Annotated in this window: 9 protein-coding genes, 1 tRNA gene, 3 rRNA genes and 1 pseudogene; 7 read left to right on the forward strand and 7 right to left on the reverse strand. The window is 57.4% G+C overall.

Annotation, left to right across the window (positions count from 1 at the left end; genetic code table 11):
* The first annotated feature begins 13 nt into the window (after nt 1-13).
* From AC3I0A_RS00525 to AC3I0A_RS00545, 5 genes and pseudogenes are all read left to right on the forward strand, one after another.
* Nucleotides 14-89, forward strand: a tRNA-Ala gene (locus tag AC3I0A_RS00525).
* 239 nt (nt 90-328) lie between these two features.
* A 23S ribosomal RNA gene (locus AC3I0A_RS00530) occupies nt 329-3220 on the forward strand.
* 150 nt (nt 3221-3370) lie between these two features.
* Nucleotides 3371-3486 (forward strand): 5S ribosomal RNA (gene rrf, locus AC3I0A_RS00535).
* Nucleotides 3487-3594: 108 nt separating this feature from the next.
* Nucleotides 3595-3710 (forward strand): 5S ribosomal RNA (rrf, locus tag AC3I0A_RS00540).
* A 115-nt stretch (nt 3711-3825) separates the two neighbouring features.
* A pseudogene (locus tag AC3I0A_RS00545) lies at nt 3826-3995 on the forward strand (hypothetical protein); the annotation flags it as partial.
* Between the two features lie 156 nt (nt 3996-4151).
* Here the strand turns inward: AC3I0A_RS00545 and AC3I0A_RS00550 are convergent.
* The 6 genes from AC3I0A_RS00550 to AC3I0A_RS00575 form a co-directional block, all read right to left on the reverse strand.
* A complete protein-coding gene (locus AC3I0A_RS00550) occupies nt 4152-4619 on the reverse strand; it encodes an SRPBCC family protein (RefSeq protein ID WP_489375675.1) in 468 nt (155 codons plus the stop codon).
* Nucleotides 4620-4645: 26 nt separating this feature from the next.
* The gene (locus AC3I0A_RS00555) at nt 4646-8107 is read right to left on the reverse strand and encodes an amino acid adenylation domain-containing protein (protein ID WP_489375676.1); all 3462 of its coding nucleotides are present in this window, start codon (nt 8105-8107) and stop codon (nt 4646-4648) included.
* 14 nt (nt 8108-8121) lie between these two features.
* Complete coding sequence (locus tag AC3I0A_RS00560; protein ID WP_489375677.1) at nt 8122-9051, reverse strand: diiron oxygenase; 930 nt, start codon at nt 9049-9051, stop codon at nt 8122-8124.
* Nucleotides 9048-9824 carry a DUF3050 domain-containing protein gene (locus tag AC3I0A_RS00565; protein ID WP_489375678.1) on the reverse strand — a complete coding sequence of 259 codons (777 nt, stop codon included), beginning with the start codon at nt 9822-9824 and terminating at the stop codon, nt 9048-9050. The genes AC3I0A_RS00560 and AC3I0A_RS00565 overlap by 4 nt, the downstream gene beginning before the upstream one ends.
* Before the next feature lie 776 nt (nt 9825-10600).
* A complete protein-coding gene (locus tag AC3I0A_RS00570) occupies nt 10601-11317 on the reverse strand; it encodes a thioesterase II family protein (protein WP_489375679.1) in 717 nt (238 codons plus the stop codon).
* A 17-nt stretch (nt 11318-11334) separates the two neighbouring features.
* Nucleotides 11335-12036: a GntR family transcriptional regulator gene (locus tag AC3I0A_RS00575; RefSeq protein WP_489375681.1), complete on the reverse strand. Its 702-nt coding sequence runs from the start codon at nt 12034-12036 to the stop codon at nt 11335-11337.
* A 198-nt stretch (nt 12037-12234) separates the two neighbouring features.
* Between AC3I0A_RS00575 and lapG the strand changes: the two genes are divergently transcribed.
* On the forward strand, nt 12235-12927 hold the full coding sequence (gene lapG / locus AC3I0A_RS00580) for a cysteine protease LapG (protein WP_489375682.1): 693 nt from the start codon (nt 12235-12237) through the stop codon (nt 12925-12927).
* Nucleotides 12928-12941: 14 nt separating this feature from the next.
* Nucleotides 12942-14888, forward strand: a complete 1947-nt coding sequence (gene lapD / locus AC3I0A_RS00585) for a cyclic di-GMP receptor LapD (RefSeq protein WP_489375683.1) — start codon at nt 12942-12944, stop codon at nt 14886-14888.
* A gap of 249 nt (nt 14889-15137) precedes the next feature.
* Here the strand turns inward: lapD and AC3I0A_RS00590 are convergent, their stop codons facing one another.
* Nucleotides 15138-15476, reverse strand: coding sequence for a tryptophan synthase subunit beta (locus tag AC3I0A_RS00590; RefSeq protein WP_489375685.1), 339 nt, complete (start codon nt 15474-15476; stop codon nt 15138-15140).
* Nucleotides 15477-15527 lie beyond the last annotated feature (51 nt).

Raw genomic sequence — 15527 nt, forward strand, 5'->3', positions numbered from 1 at the left:
CCTGTAGAAATACGGGGCCATAGCTCAGCTGGGAGAGCGCCTGCCTTGCACGCAGGAGGTCAACGGTTCGATCCCGTTTGGCTCCACCACTAACTGCTTCTGACTTGTAAAGCTTAGAAATGAGCATTCCATCAAGGTGATGGTGAATGTTGATTTCTGATCTTTGTTGATTAGATCGTTCTTTAAAAATTTGGGTATGTGATAGAAAGATAGACTGGACAGCACTTTCACTGGTGTTGTTACAGGCTAAGGTAAAATTTGTGAGTTAAATTGCGAATTTTCGGCGAATGTCGTCTTCACAGTATAACCAGATTGCTTGGGGTTATATGGTCAAGTGAAGAAGCGCATACGGTGGATGCCTTGGCAGTCAGAGGCGATGAAAGACGTGGTAGCCTGCGAAAAGCTTCGGGGAGTCGGCAAACAGACTTTGATCCGGAGATGTCTGAATGGGGGAACCCAGCCATCATAAGATGGTTATCTTACGCTGAATACATAGGCGTAAGAGGCGAACCAGGGGAACTGAAACATCTAAGTACCCTGAGGAAAAGAAATCAACCGAGATTCCCTTAGTAGTGGCGAGCGAACGGGGACTAGCCCTTAAGTGGCTTTGAGATTAGCGGAACGCTCTGGAAAGTGCGGCCATAGTGGGTGATAGCCCTGTACGCGAAAATCTCTTAGTCATGAAATCGAGTAGGACGGGGCACGAGAAACCTTGTCTGAATATGGGGGGACCATCCTCCAAGGCTAAATACTACTGACTGACCGATAGTGAACTAGTACCGTGAGGGAAAGGCGAAAAGAACCCCGGAGAGGGGAGTGAAATAGATCCTGAAACCGTATGCGTACAAGCAGTGGGAGCCCACTTTGTTGGGTGACTGCGTACCTTTTGTATAATGGGTCAGCGACTTATTTTCAGTGGCGAGCTTAACCGAATAGGGGAGGCGTAGCGAAAGCGAGTCTTAATAGGGCGTCTAGTCGCTGGGAATAGACCCGAAACCGGGCGATCTATCCATGGGCAGGTTGAAGGTTGGGTAACACTAACTGGAGGACCGAACCGACTACCGTTGAAAAGTTAGCGGATGACCTGTGGATCGGAGTGAAAGGCTAATCAAGCTCGGAGATAGCTGGTTCTCCTCGAAAGCTATTTAGGTAGCGCCTCATGTATCACTGTAGGGGGTAGAGCACTGTTTCGGCTAGGGGGTCATCCCGACTTACCAAACCGATGCAAACTCCGAATACCTACAAGTGCCGAGCATGGGAGACACACGGCGGGTGCTAACGTCCGTCGTGAAAAGGGAAACAACCCAGACCGTCAGCTAAGGTCCCAAAGTTATGGTTAAGTGGGAAACGATGTGGGAAGGCTTAGACAGCTAGGAGGTTGGCTTAGAAGCAGCCACCCTTTAAAGAAAGCGTAATAGCTCACTAGTCGAGTCGGCCTGCGCGGAAGATGTAACGGGGCTCAAACCATACACCGAAGCTACGGGTATCACTTAGGTGATGCGGTAGAGGAGCGTTCTGTAAGCCTGTGAAGGTGAGTTGAGAAGCTTGCTGGAGGTATCAGAAGTGCGAATGCTGACATGAGTAACGATAATGGGTGTGAAAAACACCCACGCCGAAAGACCAAGGTTTCCTGCGCAACGTTAATCGACGCAGGGTTAGTCGGTCCCTAAGGCGAGGCTGAAAAGCGTAGTCGATGGAAAACAGGTTAATATTCCTGTACTTCTGGTTATTGCGATGGAGGGACGGAGAAGGCTAGGCCAGCTTGGCGTTGGTTGTCCAAGTTTAAGGTGGTAGGCTGAGATCTTAGGTAAATCCGGGATCTTAAGGCCGAGAGCTGATGACGAGTGTACCTTTGGTACACGAAGTGGTTGATGCCATGCTTCCAAGAAAAGCTTCTAAGCTTCAGGTAACCAGGAACCGTACCCCAAACCGACACAGGTGGTTGGGTAGAGAATACCAAGGCGCTTGAGAGAACTCGGGTGAAGGAACTAGGCAAAATGGCACCGTAACTTCGGGAGAAGGTGCGCCGGTGAGGGTGAAGGACTTGCTCCGTAAGCTCATGCCGGTCGAAGATACCAGGCCGCTGCGACTGTTTATTAAAAACACAGCACTCTGCAAACACGAAAGTGGACGTATAGGGTGTGACGCCTGCCCGGTGCCGGAAGGTTAATTGATGGGGTTAGCTAACGCGAAGCTCTTGATCGAAGCCCCGGTAAACGGCGGCCGTAACTATAACGGTCCTAAGGTAGCGAAATTCCTTGTCGGGTAAGTTCCGACCTGCACGAATGGCGTAACGATGGCGGCGCTGTCTCCACCCGAGACTCAGTGAAATTGAAATCGCTGTGAAGATGCAGTGTATCCGCGGCTAGACGGAAAGACCCCGTGAACCTTTACTATAGCTTTGCACTGGACTTTGAATTTGCTTGTGTAGGATAGGTGGGAGGCTTTGAAGCGTGGACGCCAGTTCGCGTGGAGCCAACCTTGAAATACCACCCTGGCAACTTTGAGGTTCTAACTCAGGTCCGTTATCCGGATCGAGGACAGTGTATGGTGGGTAGTTTGACTGGGGCGGTCTCCTCCTAAAGAGTAACGGAGGAGTACGAAGGTGCGCTCAGACCGGTCGGAAATCGGTCGTAGAGTATAAAGGCAAAAGCGCGCTTGACTGCGAGACAGACACGTCGAGCAGGTACGAAAGTAGGTCTTAGTGATCCGGTGGTTCTGTATGGAAGGGCCATCGCTCAACGGATAAAAGGTACTCCGGGGATAACAGGCTGATACCGCCCAAGAGTTCATATCGACGGCGGTGTTTGGCACCTCGATGTCGGCTCATCACATCCTGGGGCTGAAGCCGGTCCCAAGGGTATGGCTGTTCGCCATTTAAAGTGGTACGCGAGCTGGGTTTAGAACGTCGTGAGACAGTTCGGTCCCTATCTGCCGTGGACGTTTGAGATTTGAGAGGGGCTGCTCCTAGTACGAGAGGACCGGAGTGGACGAACCTCTGGTGTTCCGGTTGTCACGCCAGTGGCATTGCCGGGTAGCTATGTTCGGAATAGATAACCGCTGAAAGCATCTAAGCGGGAAACTAGCCTCAAGATGAGATCTCACTGGGACCTTGAGTCCCCTGAAGGGCCGTCGAAGACTACGACGTTGATAGGTTGGGTGTGTAAGCGCTGTGAGGCGTTGAGCTAACCAATACTAATTGCCCGTGAGGCTTGACCATATAACACCCAAGCAATTTGCTTGTCCGAAAGGGCACCAGATTGCGGTGTGTGAAGACGCAACAGTCGAAAGTTCGCAACACACAAATCTATTACATACCCATTCGCTGGAGCGTGAACTCAACTGAGTAAACGAGCCGGCTACCGAATTTCTTGACGACCATAGAGCATTGGAACCACCTGATCCCATCCCGAACTCAGCAGTGAAACGATGCATCGCCGATGGTAGTGTGGGGTTTCCCCATGTGAGAGTAGGTCATCGTCAAGATTAAATTCCGAAACCCCTATCTGCGTATGCAGGTAGGGGTTTTGTTTTAGTAGAAGTCACCGATTTTTGCTGGCACGTTACTGCGGTAACGGGCTGGTCACAGAATTTCTTGACGACCATAGAGCATTGGAACCACCTGATCCCATCCCGAACTCAGCAGTGAAACGATGCATCGCCGATGGTAGTGTGGGGTTTCCCCATGTGAGAGTAGGTCATCGTCAAGATTGAATTCCGAAACCCCTGTCTGCTCACGCAGACAGGGGTTTTGTTTTTTGGGAGTAGCCACAAGCGGTAGGCTGCGGATTGGAAACGGTCTACTCCAGGGTCGTTCCTTGTTGAGCATCCATCCAGGAAGAGCAGACTGCGGTGGTGAAACCCTCGACATCAACCAGATCAACCTGCTGAATCAGCAGGGCGTGGTCAACCCCAATGAAACCTTGAAGGATTGTGATGCCTTGTCGTTGCAGGCTAACCGCCTGAAGCAATTGGTTGATAGCTTCAAGATCTGATTGAGATCTGTCCGTCAGACCGCGTTATCGTTCATCGCGAGCAAGCTCGCACACATTTGATCTTCAGCGAACACAGAGTTTGTGTTCGACTGCGATCCAGTGTGGGAGCGAGCTTGCTCGCGATTGCGGTGTGTCTGTCACCGATGAACTTGTGCCCTACACAAACAGCTTGAGCACATTATTCATCGAGTCATCGGCAAAGCCCTGAACGAAGTCCTTGAACCCTGGCATCGCATCGGCACCGCCCTGAGCCGGTTCGGCGATGATGGTCCAGGTCGCTCGGGATTTACCCGTACCCAGCGGCTCGACAGTCATGGCGGCCCACAGGTTGGCGACGCCCAAGGTGTTGTAGATCATCGTCCAGGTCATGCTCAGCGCCTGATCGTCCCGTGAGTTGAGTTGCTCGACCACCAGATTGCCGTCCTTGAAGAACTTCTTGCGCAGCGAGGTCACGCCTTCACCGGTCATCTCGATGTGCGACAGTGCGGGGATGAACTTATCGAAGCCGGCGAAGTTGCCGACGACCTCCCACACACGCGGTGCATCGGCAGGAACCTCGACCGAGGACACAACGTGGCAGCCATGGGGATTCTTGATCAGGGTGTCGGGTTGCAAAGTAGTCATGGTGTGCTCCAGTTGGGTGGGGTGAATCAGATGAAGTCGATTTCTTTCAGGTAATCGCAGCCCTTGCGCAGCAGCGCGGGGGATTTTTGCGGGTAGTGCTCGCCCATCAGCCGGACGCCGGCCTGGGCGTTGTCGTGGCCGATCATCGAGATATCGCCGATGTCTTCCTCGAATCCGTTGAGATAAAAACCCAGCACGCCGAACAGCGCGTTTTCGCTATCGACCCGGCCCAGTTGTTGTTGCCAGTCGGCGACGCTGACCATGCGAAACTCACGGCCGGCCTCGCGAAAGGACGCGACATACGCGTCCCAGCTCAGCGGCTCGGGGTTGTGCAGGTTGAACACCGCCTGCTCGGGCTGATAGCGACTGGCGTGAAAGGCGATGAAGCGGGCGAGGAAGTCCACCGGCATCAAGTCGAAGTTCAGGCTGAATTCCGGCACCTGGCCCAATTGAATCGAACCTTTGAGCATCAACATCAGGCGGTTCTTGTGGGGTTGGCAGACGCCCGTAAGGCTATTGAAACTGATATTGCCGGGCCGATAGAGATTGACCCGGACCCCTCGTTCGCGAGCGCGCTCGAGAATCCGTTCGCCGACCCACTTGGACAGGTTGTAGCCGTTCTTGATGTAAATCGGTGGCGTCTGCGCGGCAGGCTGTTCGAGAACCCGGCCATCGGCGTCGATGGTGCTGGAGGCCGAGAGCGTGGAGACGAAGTTGAAGATTTTTTTACTGCGTCCTTCGCACAATCGCAGGCATTCGAAAATCGGCTCGACGTTATCCCGGGCCAGCGACTCGTAATCCATCACGTGATTGACGTTGGCGGCGTTGTGCACCAGGGCGCCGAACTGCCGATCGAGCCGTTCGTAAACCTGCGGTGCGAGCCCCAATTCAGGGCGGGTGATATCCGCCGCATAAACCCGCACCCGACTCAGGTCCAGATGCTCCAGACGGTTCTCGCGCAAGGAATGGGCAAAACGCTCAGCGGCCGATTGCCCGGCACCGTCGCGCACCAGACACGCCACCTCGGTTGCGCCCCAGGCCAGCAGCGCTTCGACGATGTGCACGCCGACAAAGCTGTTGGCGCCGGTCACGATGACCTTGTGCACATCGCCCATTCGGCTGACCGGCAAGGCGTGTACATCCAGTTCGCGGAAGGCGTCGGCCATGGCCTTTTCGCTGAGCACCTCTTCGGTACCGCTGCCGGTGACCAGCGTCGCCAGTTTGGCAATGGTCGGTACTTCGATGAAGCGGTTGATCGAGATGCTGCGCCCGAACTGCTCTCGCAAACGCAGGAGCATTCGTGACAAGAGGATCGAGTGGCCGCCGAGATTGAAGAAGCTTTCGTCGGTGGAAATGTCGCTGGCCGGCAACTCCAGCAGCTCGGCCCAGAGGTCGAGCAACTGCGCTTCGTCGGCCGTCTCGGGTAGTCGGCGCTGGTGGTTCTCAAGGAAACTGACGGGTAGTTCCAGCAAGGCTTTGCGATCGACTTTGCCGTTGCTGGCGTAGGGCATGCTCGCCAGCTCGGTCCAGGCAGCTGGCTGCATGTAGTCCGGCAGAAATTGTATCGCGTGCGCTTTCAATGCTTCGCGGGCGCTGCCCGGCTGGTCTTCCTGAGGTTGGGCGAGGAAGGCCAGAATCCGTCGATTGCTATCGATGACCACCGCCACCTGACGGAACAATTGGCTGTCGCGCAAGCAGCGTTCGATCTCTTCCGGTTCGACCCGAAAACCGCGAATCTTGACCTGATTGTCTCGTCGACCGCAGAGCTCGATCCCATCGGCAGTCCACTTCGCCATATCGCCGGTGCGATAGGTGCGCAGGCTTTCGCCCTCGGGCAATGGCAGGTGCAGATAGCGTTCGGCGGTCTGCTGCGGGTTGTTCAAATAGCCCAGGCAAACCCCGGGCCCGACGATGTACAGCTCGCCAACGGTCTGCTCGGCAACGGGCTGGAAGTCTTCATCGAGAATCAGCACCTGGCTGTTGGCAATCGGCGAGCCCAGGGTGCGGTTACTGTCGCCGGCCTGGAGTTGCCGGGCGGTGATCAGCACCGTGGCTTCCGTCGGACCATAGAGGTTGTACAGCCGGCATTGCCGGGTCAGGCGCTCGATCACATAGGGTTCGCAGACGTCGCCGCCGGTCATCACATGCTCAAGGCCCTGTAATTGATCCAGCGGCAGAATGCTCAATAGCGCTGGCGGCAGGAAGGCGTGGCTGACCTGCTGTTGGCGGATCAGTTCGACCAGTTGCAGCGGGTCGCGACGTTCGTCGTCACTGGGGACGATCAACTCGGCGCCCTGGATCAGCGTCGGGAAGATGTCGATCAGCGATGAGTCGAAGCTCAGGGATGAGAACTGCAAGACCCGACTGTGCTCGGTCAGCTGCACATAGGCGGCGTACCAGGCGGTGAAGTGCGCCAGATTGCGCTGGCTGAGCAAGACCCCTTTGGGATGGCCGGTGGTACCTGAGGTGTACAGCGCCATGCAGGGCGCTTCGCTATCGGGGCGTCGCTGCATCAACGCCAGCGAGAGGTCTGCCTGGGAGGCTTCGATTCGGCTGATGTCCAACCCGGGCATTTCGGCGCTGAGCGCATGCTGGCCATCGTGAAGCAACAGCACCGCGCCGGCATTCTCCAGAATGTATTGCTGACGTTGCAGCGGATGGCCCGGTTCAAGTGGCAGATACACCGCGCCGCTACCGAGAATTGCCAGAATGCCTGCATAAAGGGCGCTGGATTTCGGCAGGCAGATCCCCACCACCAACGGCCCGTCGGCGGATCCGTATTGCTCCAGCAGCGGCCGCAATCGTTGCTGGATCGCTCGGCTTTGAGCGTACAAATCTGCATAGCTGATGGATGCGCCGGCAATGTTCAGCGCTGGCCGGCCGGCGAATCCCTTGAGGCTCTGCTCGAGCCTTTCGATCATTGGGATGTGTGCCAGTAGCAACAGGTCCGGCTGGTGGGTGAGATTGAACCGATGTGCGTAGGCCAGCTGCTCTAGCAGCAACAGGTTTTCTTGATGCTCATGGCGATCAGGTTCGGCTGGCACGGCCTGCGGGAAATACTCGGCATCGCGAGAGAAACGGCTGACCAACAGGGCAACGCTGTCCACCAGTTCGCTAACGGCCCTGACGCGCAGTACCTGGCCGTTGCCTGAGGTTTCGTTGGCAATCGGCAATCGGCTAATCAAGCGCTGTGCGGTGCCCGAGCCAAACCAGCAGAGCACCTCGAGTTGCGGTAAGCCATATTCACCCAGTGGCCCCACACTCAGCCGCAAGCTCAGCTGTGCACAGTCGCCAAAGTCCCGCAGGCGCTGTGCCAGGATCGTCAGGCTGCCGTCGTCGATCAGCAGGTCGGCGGCGCTGACCGGTTGTTCGTTCAGGGCCCGACAGTCCGTCAGGCGGGCAAGTGAGTGGCCATGTTGTTCCAGTTCCAGCGCCAGGTCGTTCAAGGCCTGGCTCTGGCCTATGAGCAGAATGTCGAGACGTCTCATGATGTTCTCCTCGGTTAAACCAGGTAGTCGCTCAAGGCGTCCTGGACGCACGGCGAATCCAGCAACGAGCTGCTGCGGAAGAACCGCACGATGTTGGCGACCAGCGGGTGATGGCGATTGATCGGGAAGGCCAGCCCGGATACTTCGCCCTTGAGTGCCAGTCGTGCGCCGTCACTGAGCTGCAAGTGCTCGATCAACTGAAAGTCGAAGGCTTTCTGGATGTCGTTGGTCAGGTAGTGAGCGATGAACACCGGCAGGATGTGCGCGATGCTTTGGCGATCGGCTTCGCTTGCGCCATGCCAGTAGATCCGCACCAGCCGTGCCCAGAATCCGGAGTGGCGGCCCTCGTCGAGCAGGTGGTCGGCCATCAGTCCCTTGATCGATTGCTTGACCGTGTCGTCCTTGGCGAACGCCGCGACATCATTGGTCACGGTGTTCTCGGCAATCGCCACGCAGATCAGCTCCACGGCAGCGCGTAGATGCTCTGGCGCCAGTGCCAGGGCCGCTGGAATCGCCCGGCTCAGCTCGATTTCATGGGGCAGCTCGATCGGCGTGATGCCGGTCATGGCGATGGTCTGCTGCATGAAATCCATTGCCACCAGCGCGTGGTAATCCTCATCCACCACCACGGTCATGGCGTCGTACCGACAGGCGAACGGGAAGGGCAGGGCGAAGCGATTCTTGGCGATGCTGCGTGCGGTTTTGTCGACGATCTCGGTTTCGAAGATCACCACATCGTTGATGAACTTATAGAGCGTCTGCACTAGGGCAAAATCCCGCTGCTCGGGGCACTCGCGCAAAAAGGTTTCGCCCAGGACCAGGGGCTGACGGCTCAGTGGATAGATCAGCTTGTCGTCGTTCTCGACCATGCGCCGCGGGCGGGTACGAATGGTTGCGCGGCTTTCCCAGGCCTCGGCGAAGGATTGGTAGTCGGCGGCGTTCATGCGCTCACCTCGGCGATCGCTTCACCCATGCTCAGACGCAAGCCGTCCCACAGTGCGATGCGGCTTTGCACCGCGGCGATGGCGGCGGCGTAAACGTCCTCTTCGCGTTGCGAGTCGCCATCGACCAGACGCGCGAGGAGTTTTTCCGCGGCCGGGCCGTGGTCTTCGGAATCGACCTCGATATGCCGTTCCAGGTAGTAGCGAAAGGTCGGCGCCTGCTCGATGCCAATGCCCCAATCGTCGAGGATGCGCTGGAACATCTGCGGGATGACGCTTTCGCGACCGTGCAAAAACGCTGCGGCGACGCTGTGGCCCGGGGCGTGCAGCGCCGTGTGCAGCGTGTGCCTGACGAAGTTCGCCGCGGCAGGGTCAACCTCCACGCTCTGCAGAGCGGTGTCGTAGCTCACGCCTTCGCGCTGCAACGCCACGAAGCGTTCGACCGCCGCGGTGCTGGCACCGACTTCGCGCATTGCATCCAGGTACAACTCGAAATGGCTGTAGTGACCGTGATCGACTCGATCATCCGACTCTTCACCCAAAACGATCTCATTGATCAGCCGAGACGCTTGAGGGTCTTGCGGCGGAAGCCATGGCAGCTGGACGCAGGTGAGTTCCTGCTGCAGGCGTTTGGTCAGCGACATGAAATCCCATACGGCAAACACATGGGTCTCCATGAATCGCTGGAGTATCGGCAGCGAGCTTATTTCCGAAAAAATCGGATGTGCGCTCAGTTCTGCTTTTTTTAGTTGGAGCAGTTCTTTAGTTGCTTTCATGGTGTGGCCTCTAACTTGTCAGGATGGATGGGCGCAGGGCTAATAACGTTTTTATCAATAAGGCTGAACAGGATTAACTTTTTGAAGGGCGAACAAGTGCCTCAAGCAACAGTTGATGAAGTTCAAAGATTGAGGCTGATTATGCAAGGCAGGACCAGGATGCATGGTGCTTGTGCGCCATGACGTGTGGGCCTGTCCGTAGATCGCTTTTCAGCTTCCGATGCCGACGATGCAGAGTGCGGCGACAGGGGCTGGTTGGGTAAGTTCATGTCGGCGGAGAAAAATTAATACACGAAGTTAGTAGTGATCAAGTGTTTTTTATACTATTTGTAACGTGCGGTTTTTCAGGTGCAAGAAGTTCCAGTAAAACCACTGACTCAAGTTTTATTGAGGTGAAGTTGCTCCTTCCGGCTTATATAAGTCAGAATTAATACTAATGAGTGAATGCCTCACTCGGAGCAACTTACTGATTGACGAGTTGAAGTTATTTAATGGTGTAGGAGGGCGGCCGACCGTAGCCCGATCCTTCCCTTCCTGTGGCAAGCCTCCTTCTGTTCGTCCATTGCGTGAGGGCTGTGCAGGCAGATTCGCACGCCGCTCGTCCATTTTTTGGTCGACAAACTCAAGAGTGGGCCCAAATGGAAGGCGCTGCTATCACTGACGCATGAATAGAAACGGGGGTAAATGCTCGAAGTGGGAGCTGGTACTCAGCCTCTAACCGCTGCAAAGGCTTGAAAGGACGCACCCCACCGGTGGGGGCAAAAAGGAAGGATTTTTTACTCGCTGAGCAGCCCGAGATGAGTGTTGACGATCTGCAACAGACGTTGGCGCTGGGGCGTGATGAAGAGATGGTTGCCGGTCACTTCGATGAGCTCGAACTCGCGGCGGGTGAACTCACGCCAGTTCACCATGCTTTCAAGCGGGGCCAGTGGGTCTTCACTGCCATAAATGGCGGTCAATGGTACGCTCAGGCTGCGGTTTGACGAGTCAGTCCAGGACTCCATGAGCTTCAACTCACCGCGCATCAGGGCCTCTTGATCAGCCCATGGGGTGCCATCTTCATCAAGGGGGGCAGGGTCAAGGGGTACGAGGTCAAGGGGTAAAACAGGCTGGCAATCCGGGCTGCGGCAGCCGGATATGAACAGATGGCGGGTCTGCCCCGGGCACTGGGCTTCGTTCAGCCTGGCCAGCTCATAGGCCAGAAGGGCGCCAAATCCGTGACCGAACAAGGCATGCGGCTCGGACAGGTAAGGTTTGAGTGCCGTGAATGAGTCCGCGAGCAGCGGTGGCCATTCAGAGTAGGGTGTTTCGTCCCGGCGTTCGCCATGGCCTGGAAGTATGAAGGTGAGCAATTCGATGTGATCATTCAGCCCTTCGGCCCAACTACAGAACGGGTCGGGGCCGGCCCCGGCCTGAGAGAAACAGATCAATCGGATGTCGGTGGGCTGGTCGGTGTCGAGCACCGTCAGCCACTTGCTGTCTTGAGTGTGCACAGCTTCCCCCGCGCGCTTCACTGCGGCGCTTTTTTGCCAAGAGTGTTCAGGTAGCGGGTAATGACTTCGACGCCTCGGTTGAGGTGATTCTCAAGTGCTTTTACACACCGCTCGATGTCCCGGTCTTTGGCTGTTTGAAGCAGGTACCGATGGTCATCCTGGGCGAGTTTGCCCAAACCCATGGCCTCAAGATTGAAGCGCAGAAAGCGCTCTTCTTCGATCAGCCCGCTTTCGACCAGATTCAACAGCCGGCGGTTGCCGGCCTTGCCATACAGGGCCATGTGGAACAGGCGGTTGAGCGTTCCAATTTCGGCGAAATTGGTTTCAGTCTCGAGGCTATCGATATAGCCCGCGGCCCGAGCGAAATCGTCGGCGTCAAGCAAGGGAATCGACAGCCGCAGGGCTTCGGACTCCAGCAGGATGCGCAGCGCGTAAGTCTCTGCGGCATCGCCCTCGACCAAGGGCGCGACGACAGCACCTTTGTGGGTGATAACGTGCAGCAACGATTGCGCTTCGAGCTGTCGCAAGGCCTCACGCACGGGCATGCGGCTAACCCCGAACAGGTCGGCCAGGTCTTGCTGGCGAAGGGCGGTTCCGCATGGCAAGCGGCCATCGAGGATGGCCGAGCGCAGGGTTTCCTCAATCACTGAACGTGCGAGATGGGCGGGTATTGGCCCGCTGACCGGAATACTGCTCAAAGGGTTCGGCTTCTGTGTCACGACGACGCTACCCTGTTTCTGAAAATGGGTTTAATTGGATCCAAATGCACACTAGTGACTGTCCGGGTACTTGTCAAACCGCTGAGCCCCTCTGATCACTCGCTTAGTTTAGCGCCGTGATTGCACGGTGCCATTGTCTTTTACCTATCGAACCTGCACCATCAATCGATTTCCAACAGCCTCCTTGGACTCATCGCATTGGCGGTACGTTCCCCCCTCCCTCGGACCCTGCGCTGGCTTTGCTCTACGCTGCTACTGGCTGGCGTTCTGCTGGGCAGTCTGCAGGCCGATTGGGATTTCTCGCTGATCAGTCGTCGGGCCCAGGCGCTTTACGGGCCTTTGGCTGAAGGGGGGCAACGGATCGATGCCTGGCAGCGTTTGTTGGCCACGCAAAAGCAGGTCGGTGAGCTGGAGCAGCTCAAAGTGGTCAACCTGTTCTTCAACAAGCAAATGCGCTACGAAGAAGACATCGATCTGTGGCATCAGGTCGATTATTGGGAGACGCCGATCGAGGCGTTGTGGAAGGGCGCAGGCGATTGTGAGGATTACGCGATTGCCAAGTACTTCAGCCTGCGTCATCTCGGGGTTTCCAGCGACAAACTGCGGATCACCTACGTCAAAGCCTTGCGTTTGAACCGCGCGCACATGGTGTTGACCTACTATTCGAGCCCCGAGGCCATGCCGCTGGTTCTCGACAGCCTGATCGATGCCATCAAACCGGCCGGCCAGCGAACCGACTTGCTGCCGGTTTACTCTTTCAATGCCGAGGGGTTGTGGCTGCCGGGTGCCAAGGGCAGCAAGAAAGTCGGCGATACCAAGCGCCTGTCGCGCTGGCAGGATGTGTTGAAGAAAATGCAGGCCGAAGGTTTTCCAGTCGAGACGACTAACTAGGAGCACGAGTTCAGATGTCCCTGTTCAAACAACTGTTGATCGCTATCTGTCTGTTCCTGGTGGTCGCCTTCAGCGGCAGCTTCATGGTCAGCCTGGAAAGCTCGCGGACTCAATACGTCAATCAGTTGCGCTCCCACGCGCAAGATGCCGCCACGGCGCTGGCGCTGTCCCTGACGCCCAATATCGACGACCCGGCGATGGTCGAGCTGATGGTCAGTTCGATTTTCGACAGCGGCTATTACGCGAGCATCCGGGTGGTTGACCTGGCGACGGACAAGGCTCTCGTCGAGCGCAGCGCGATTCCCGAGGCCGGTAGCGTACCGGGCTGGTTCGTCAAGTTGATCGGCCTGGAAGCGGCCGGTGGTGATGCCATCGTCAGCCGAGGCTGGGAGCAGGCGGCGCGGGTCGAGGTGGTCAGCCATCCGATGTTTGCCGTGGCCAAGCTCTGGCAGAGCGCCTTGGGTAGCCTGGGTTGGTTGCTGGCCTGCGGAGCGGTGAGCGCGGTGCTGGGGGCGCTGTTGCTGCGTCGGCAATTGAAGCCGCTGGACTATATGGTCAAGCAATCCCACGCCATCGCCCGCCGCGAATTCCTCAGCCTGCCCGAGCTGCCGCGTACGCCGGAATTGCGCCGCGTGGTCCAGGCCATGAACCAGATGGTCGAAAAGCTCAAGGCGCTGTTTCAGGAGCAGGCCGAGCGCAGTGAGAAACTGCGGATCGAGTCCTATCAGGATAATCTGACAGGCTTGGCCAATCGGCGTTATTTCGAGATGCAACTCAATGCCCGGGCGAGTAACCCGGAGCAAGCCAGCTCCGGTTATCTGTTGCTGCTGAGGGTCAAGGATCTGGCCGGTTTGAATCAACGTCTGGGCGGGCAACGCACCGACCAGTTGTTGCGGGCGGTTGGCGAACAACTGCTGCGCGAGTGCGCCAGATACCCTGAAACCCAGAACCTGGTGACGCGGATTCGCGGTGGCGAATTCGCCGTGCTGGCGCCGGGGCTGGTCCGCGAAGAGGCCCTGCAACTGGCGCAAAGCCTGGAAAGCACCTTGCTCAGCCTGCAAGCGACCGGCGCCTCGGACGTGTCGCCGGTGGCTTATATCGGTCTGGCGCCGTTTGCCCATGGCGACTCGCCGCAAGCCTTGCTCGGTCTCGCCGATCAGGCGCTGGCCCAGGCTGAAACCCAGGGCGAGCCAAACTGGTCTTGTCTCGATCACGGCGCTGCAGCCAGCGTCGGCGACGACCATCATGCCTGGCATACGTTGCTGGATCGGGCGTTGAGTCAGCAGCGTTTTGAGCTGTACTTCCAGCCGGTGGTGGCCAGCCAGGACACGCAGGTGGTGCTGCACTACAAAGTGCTTTCGCGCTTGCTCGATGAGCAGGGCCAGACCATTCCAGCAGGGCGCTTCCTGCCGTGGCTCGAGCGCTTTGGCTGGACCGCACGCCTGGATCGCTTGATGCTGGAGCTGGTCCTGACGCAAATGGCCGGGCATGAAGAGTCGCTGGCGCTGAACCTGTCCGCTGCGACGCTGGCTGATCCGCAGGCATTGAGCCGGGTATTCGATTTGCTGCGTCAGCACTCCAGTCTCGGGCCAAGGCTGACCCTGGAAATCGGCGAAGAGCAGCTACCGGAGCAAGCGGTGCTGGAGCAGTTGACCCGACGTTTGCGCGAGTTGGGTTTCTCTCTGAGTCTGCAACGCTTCGGTGGGCGTTTCAGTATGATCGGCAATCTGGCGCGGCTGGGTCTGGCGTACCTGAAAATCGACGGCAGCTACATCCGTGCGATCGATCAAGAGAGTGATAAACGGCTGTTTATCGAAGCGATCCAGCGCGCTGCACACAGTATCGACCTGCCGCTGATTGCCGAGCGGGTGGAGACCGAAGGCGAGCTGCGGGTGATTCGCGAGATGGGCCTGTACGGCGTGCAAGGCCAGCTGTTCGGCGAGCCGGCGCCTTGGCGATGAGGGTTTGATGCTGTGTTGTCAGTGAGATTGCCTTCGCGAGCAAGCTCGCTCCCACATAAGATCAGCACTGATCACACCATCGTGGGTTGACACCGATCCAGTGTGGGAGCGGGCTTGCCCGCGATCGGCTGCGCAGCAGTCGTAAAACCGGTGCATGCGTTCCATCTGGGTCATTGCGATGGTTGGTTTTGGGACTGCTGCGCCCGAGCGCGGACCGGCCCGCGGGAGCAAGCTCCCTCGCCACAGGTTTCAGATCAACCCCGTCTCATCATCATCGATCAGTTGGCTCAACCCGCCCAAGGCTTCACGGGCCTGGGTCCGGTCCATCAGCTTGGCCTGGGCCGCGGGTGGCAGGTCGGTGACGCGAATCACGCCCTTGCTGGTCAGCACCTGAATCAAGTCGTCGAGTACCCGGATCATTTCCAGGTCGCTCTGTTTCAGCTGTTTGAGGCTGGTTTCCACGACTTCGTTGGCATACCACGCCTGGATCTCATGATGGTCGGCGGGGAGTGTTTCCGTCGCTTCGGCGTAGGCGCTGGCTTCCACGCGAATCAGCTGACCTTGAGCATCGCGTTGCACGTAGAACATTGAGAATCCCTCATGAATGGACCAGCGTCATGCTGTCAGCAGCATAGGCCA

The sequence above is a fragment of the Pseudomonas sp. KH_024_B2 genome (genome assembly GCF_057839965.1).

What these genes read in the sequence shown, in the direction of transcription:
- AC3I0A_RS00555 (WP_489375676.1), bottom strand. Translation starts at nt 8,107, where the DNA reads ATGAGACGTCTCGACATTCTGCTCATAGGCCAGAGCCAGGCCTTGAAC.
- AC3I0A_RS00565 (WP_489375678.1), bottom strand. Translation starts at nt 9,824, where the DNA reads ATGAAAGCAACTAAAGAACTGCTCCAACTAAAAAAAGCAGAACTGAGC.
- AC3I0A_RS00560 (WP_489375677.1), bottom strand. Translation starts at nt 9,051, where the DNA reads ATGAACGCCGCCGACTACCAATCCTTCGCCGAGGCCTGGGAAAGCCGC.
- AC3I0A_RS00550 (WP_489375675.1), bottom strand. Translation starts at nt 4,619, where the DNA reads ATGACTACTTTGCAACCCGACACCCTGATCAAGAATCCCCATGGCTGC.
- lapD (WP_489375683.1), top strand. Translation starts at nt 12,942, where the DNA reads ATGTCCCTGTTCAAACAACTGTTGATCGCTATCTGTCTGTTCCTGGTG.
- AC3I0A_RS00590 (WP_489375685.1), bottom strand. Translation starts at nt 15,476, where the DNA reads ATGTTCTACGTGCAACGCGATGCTCAAGGTCAGCTGATTCGCGTGGAA.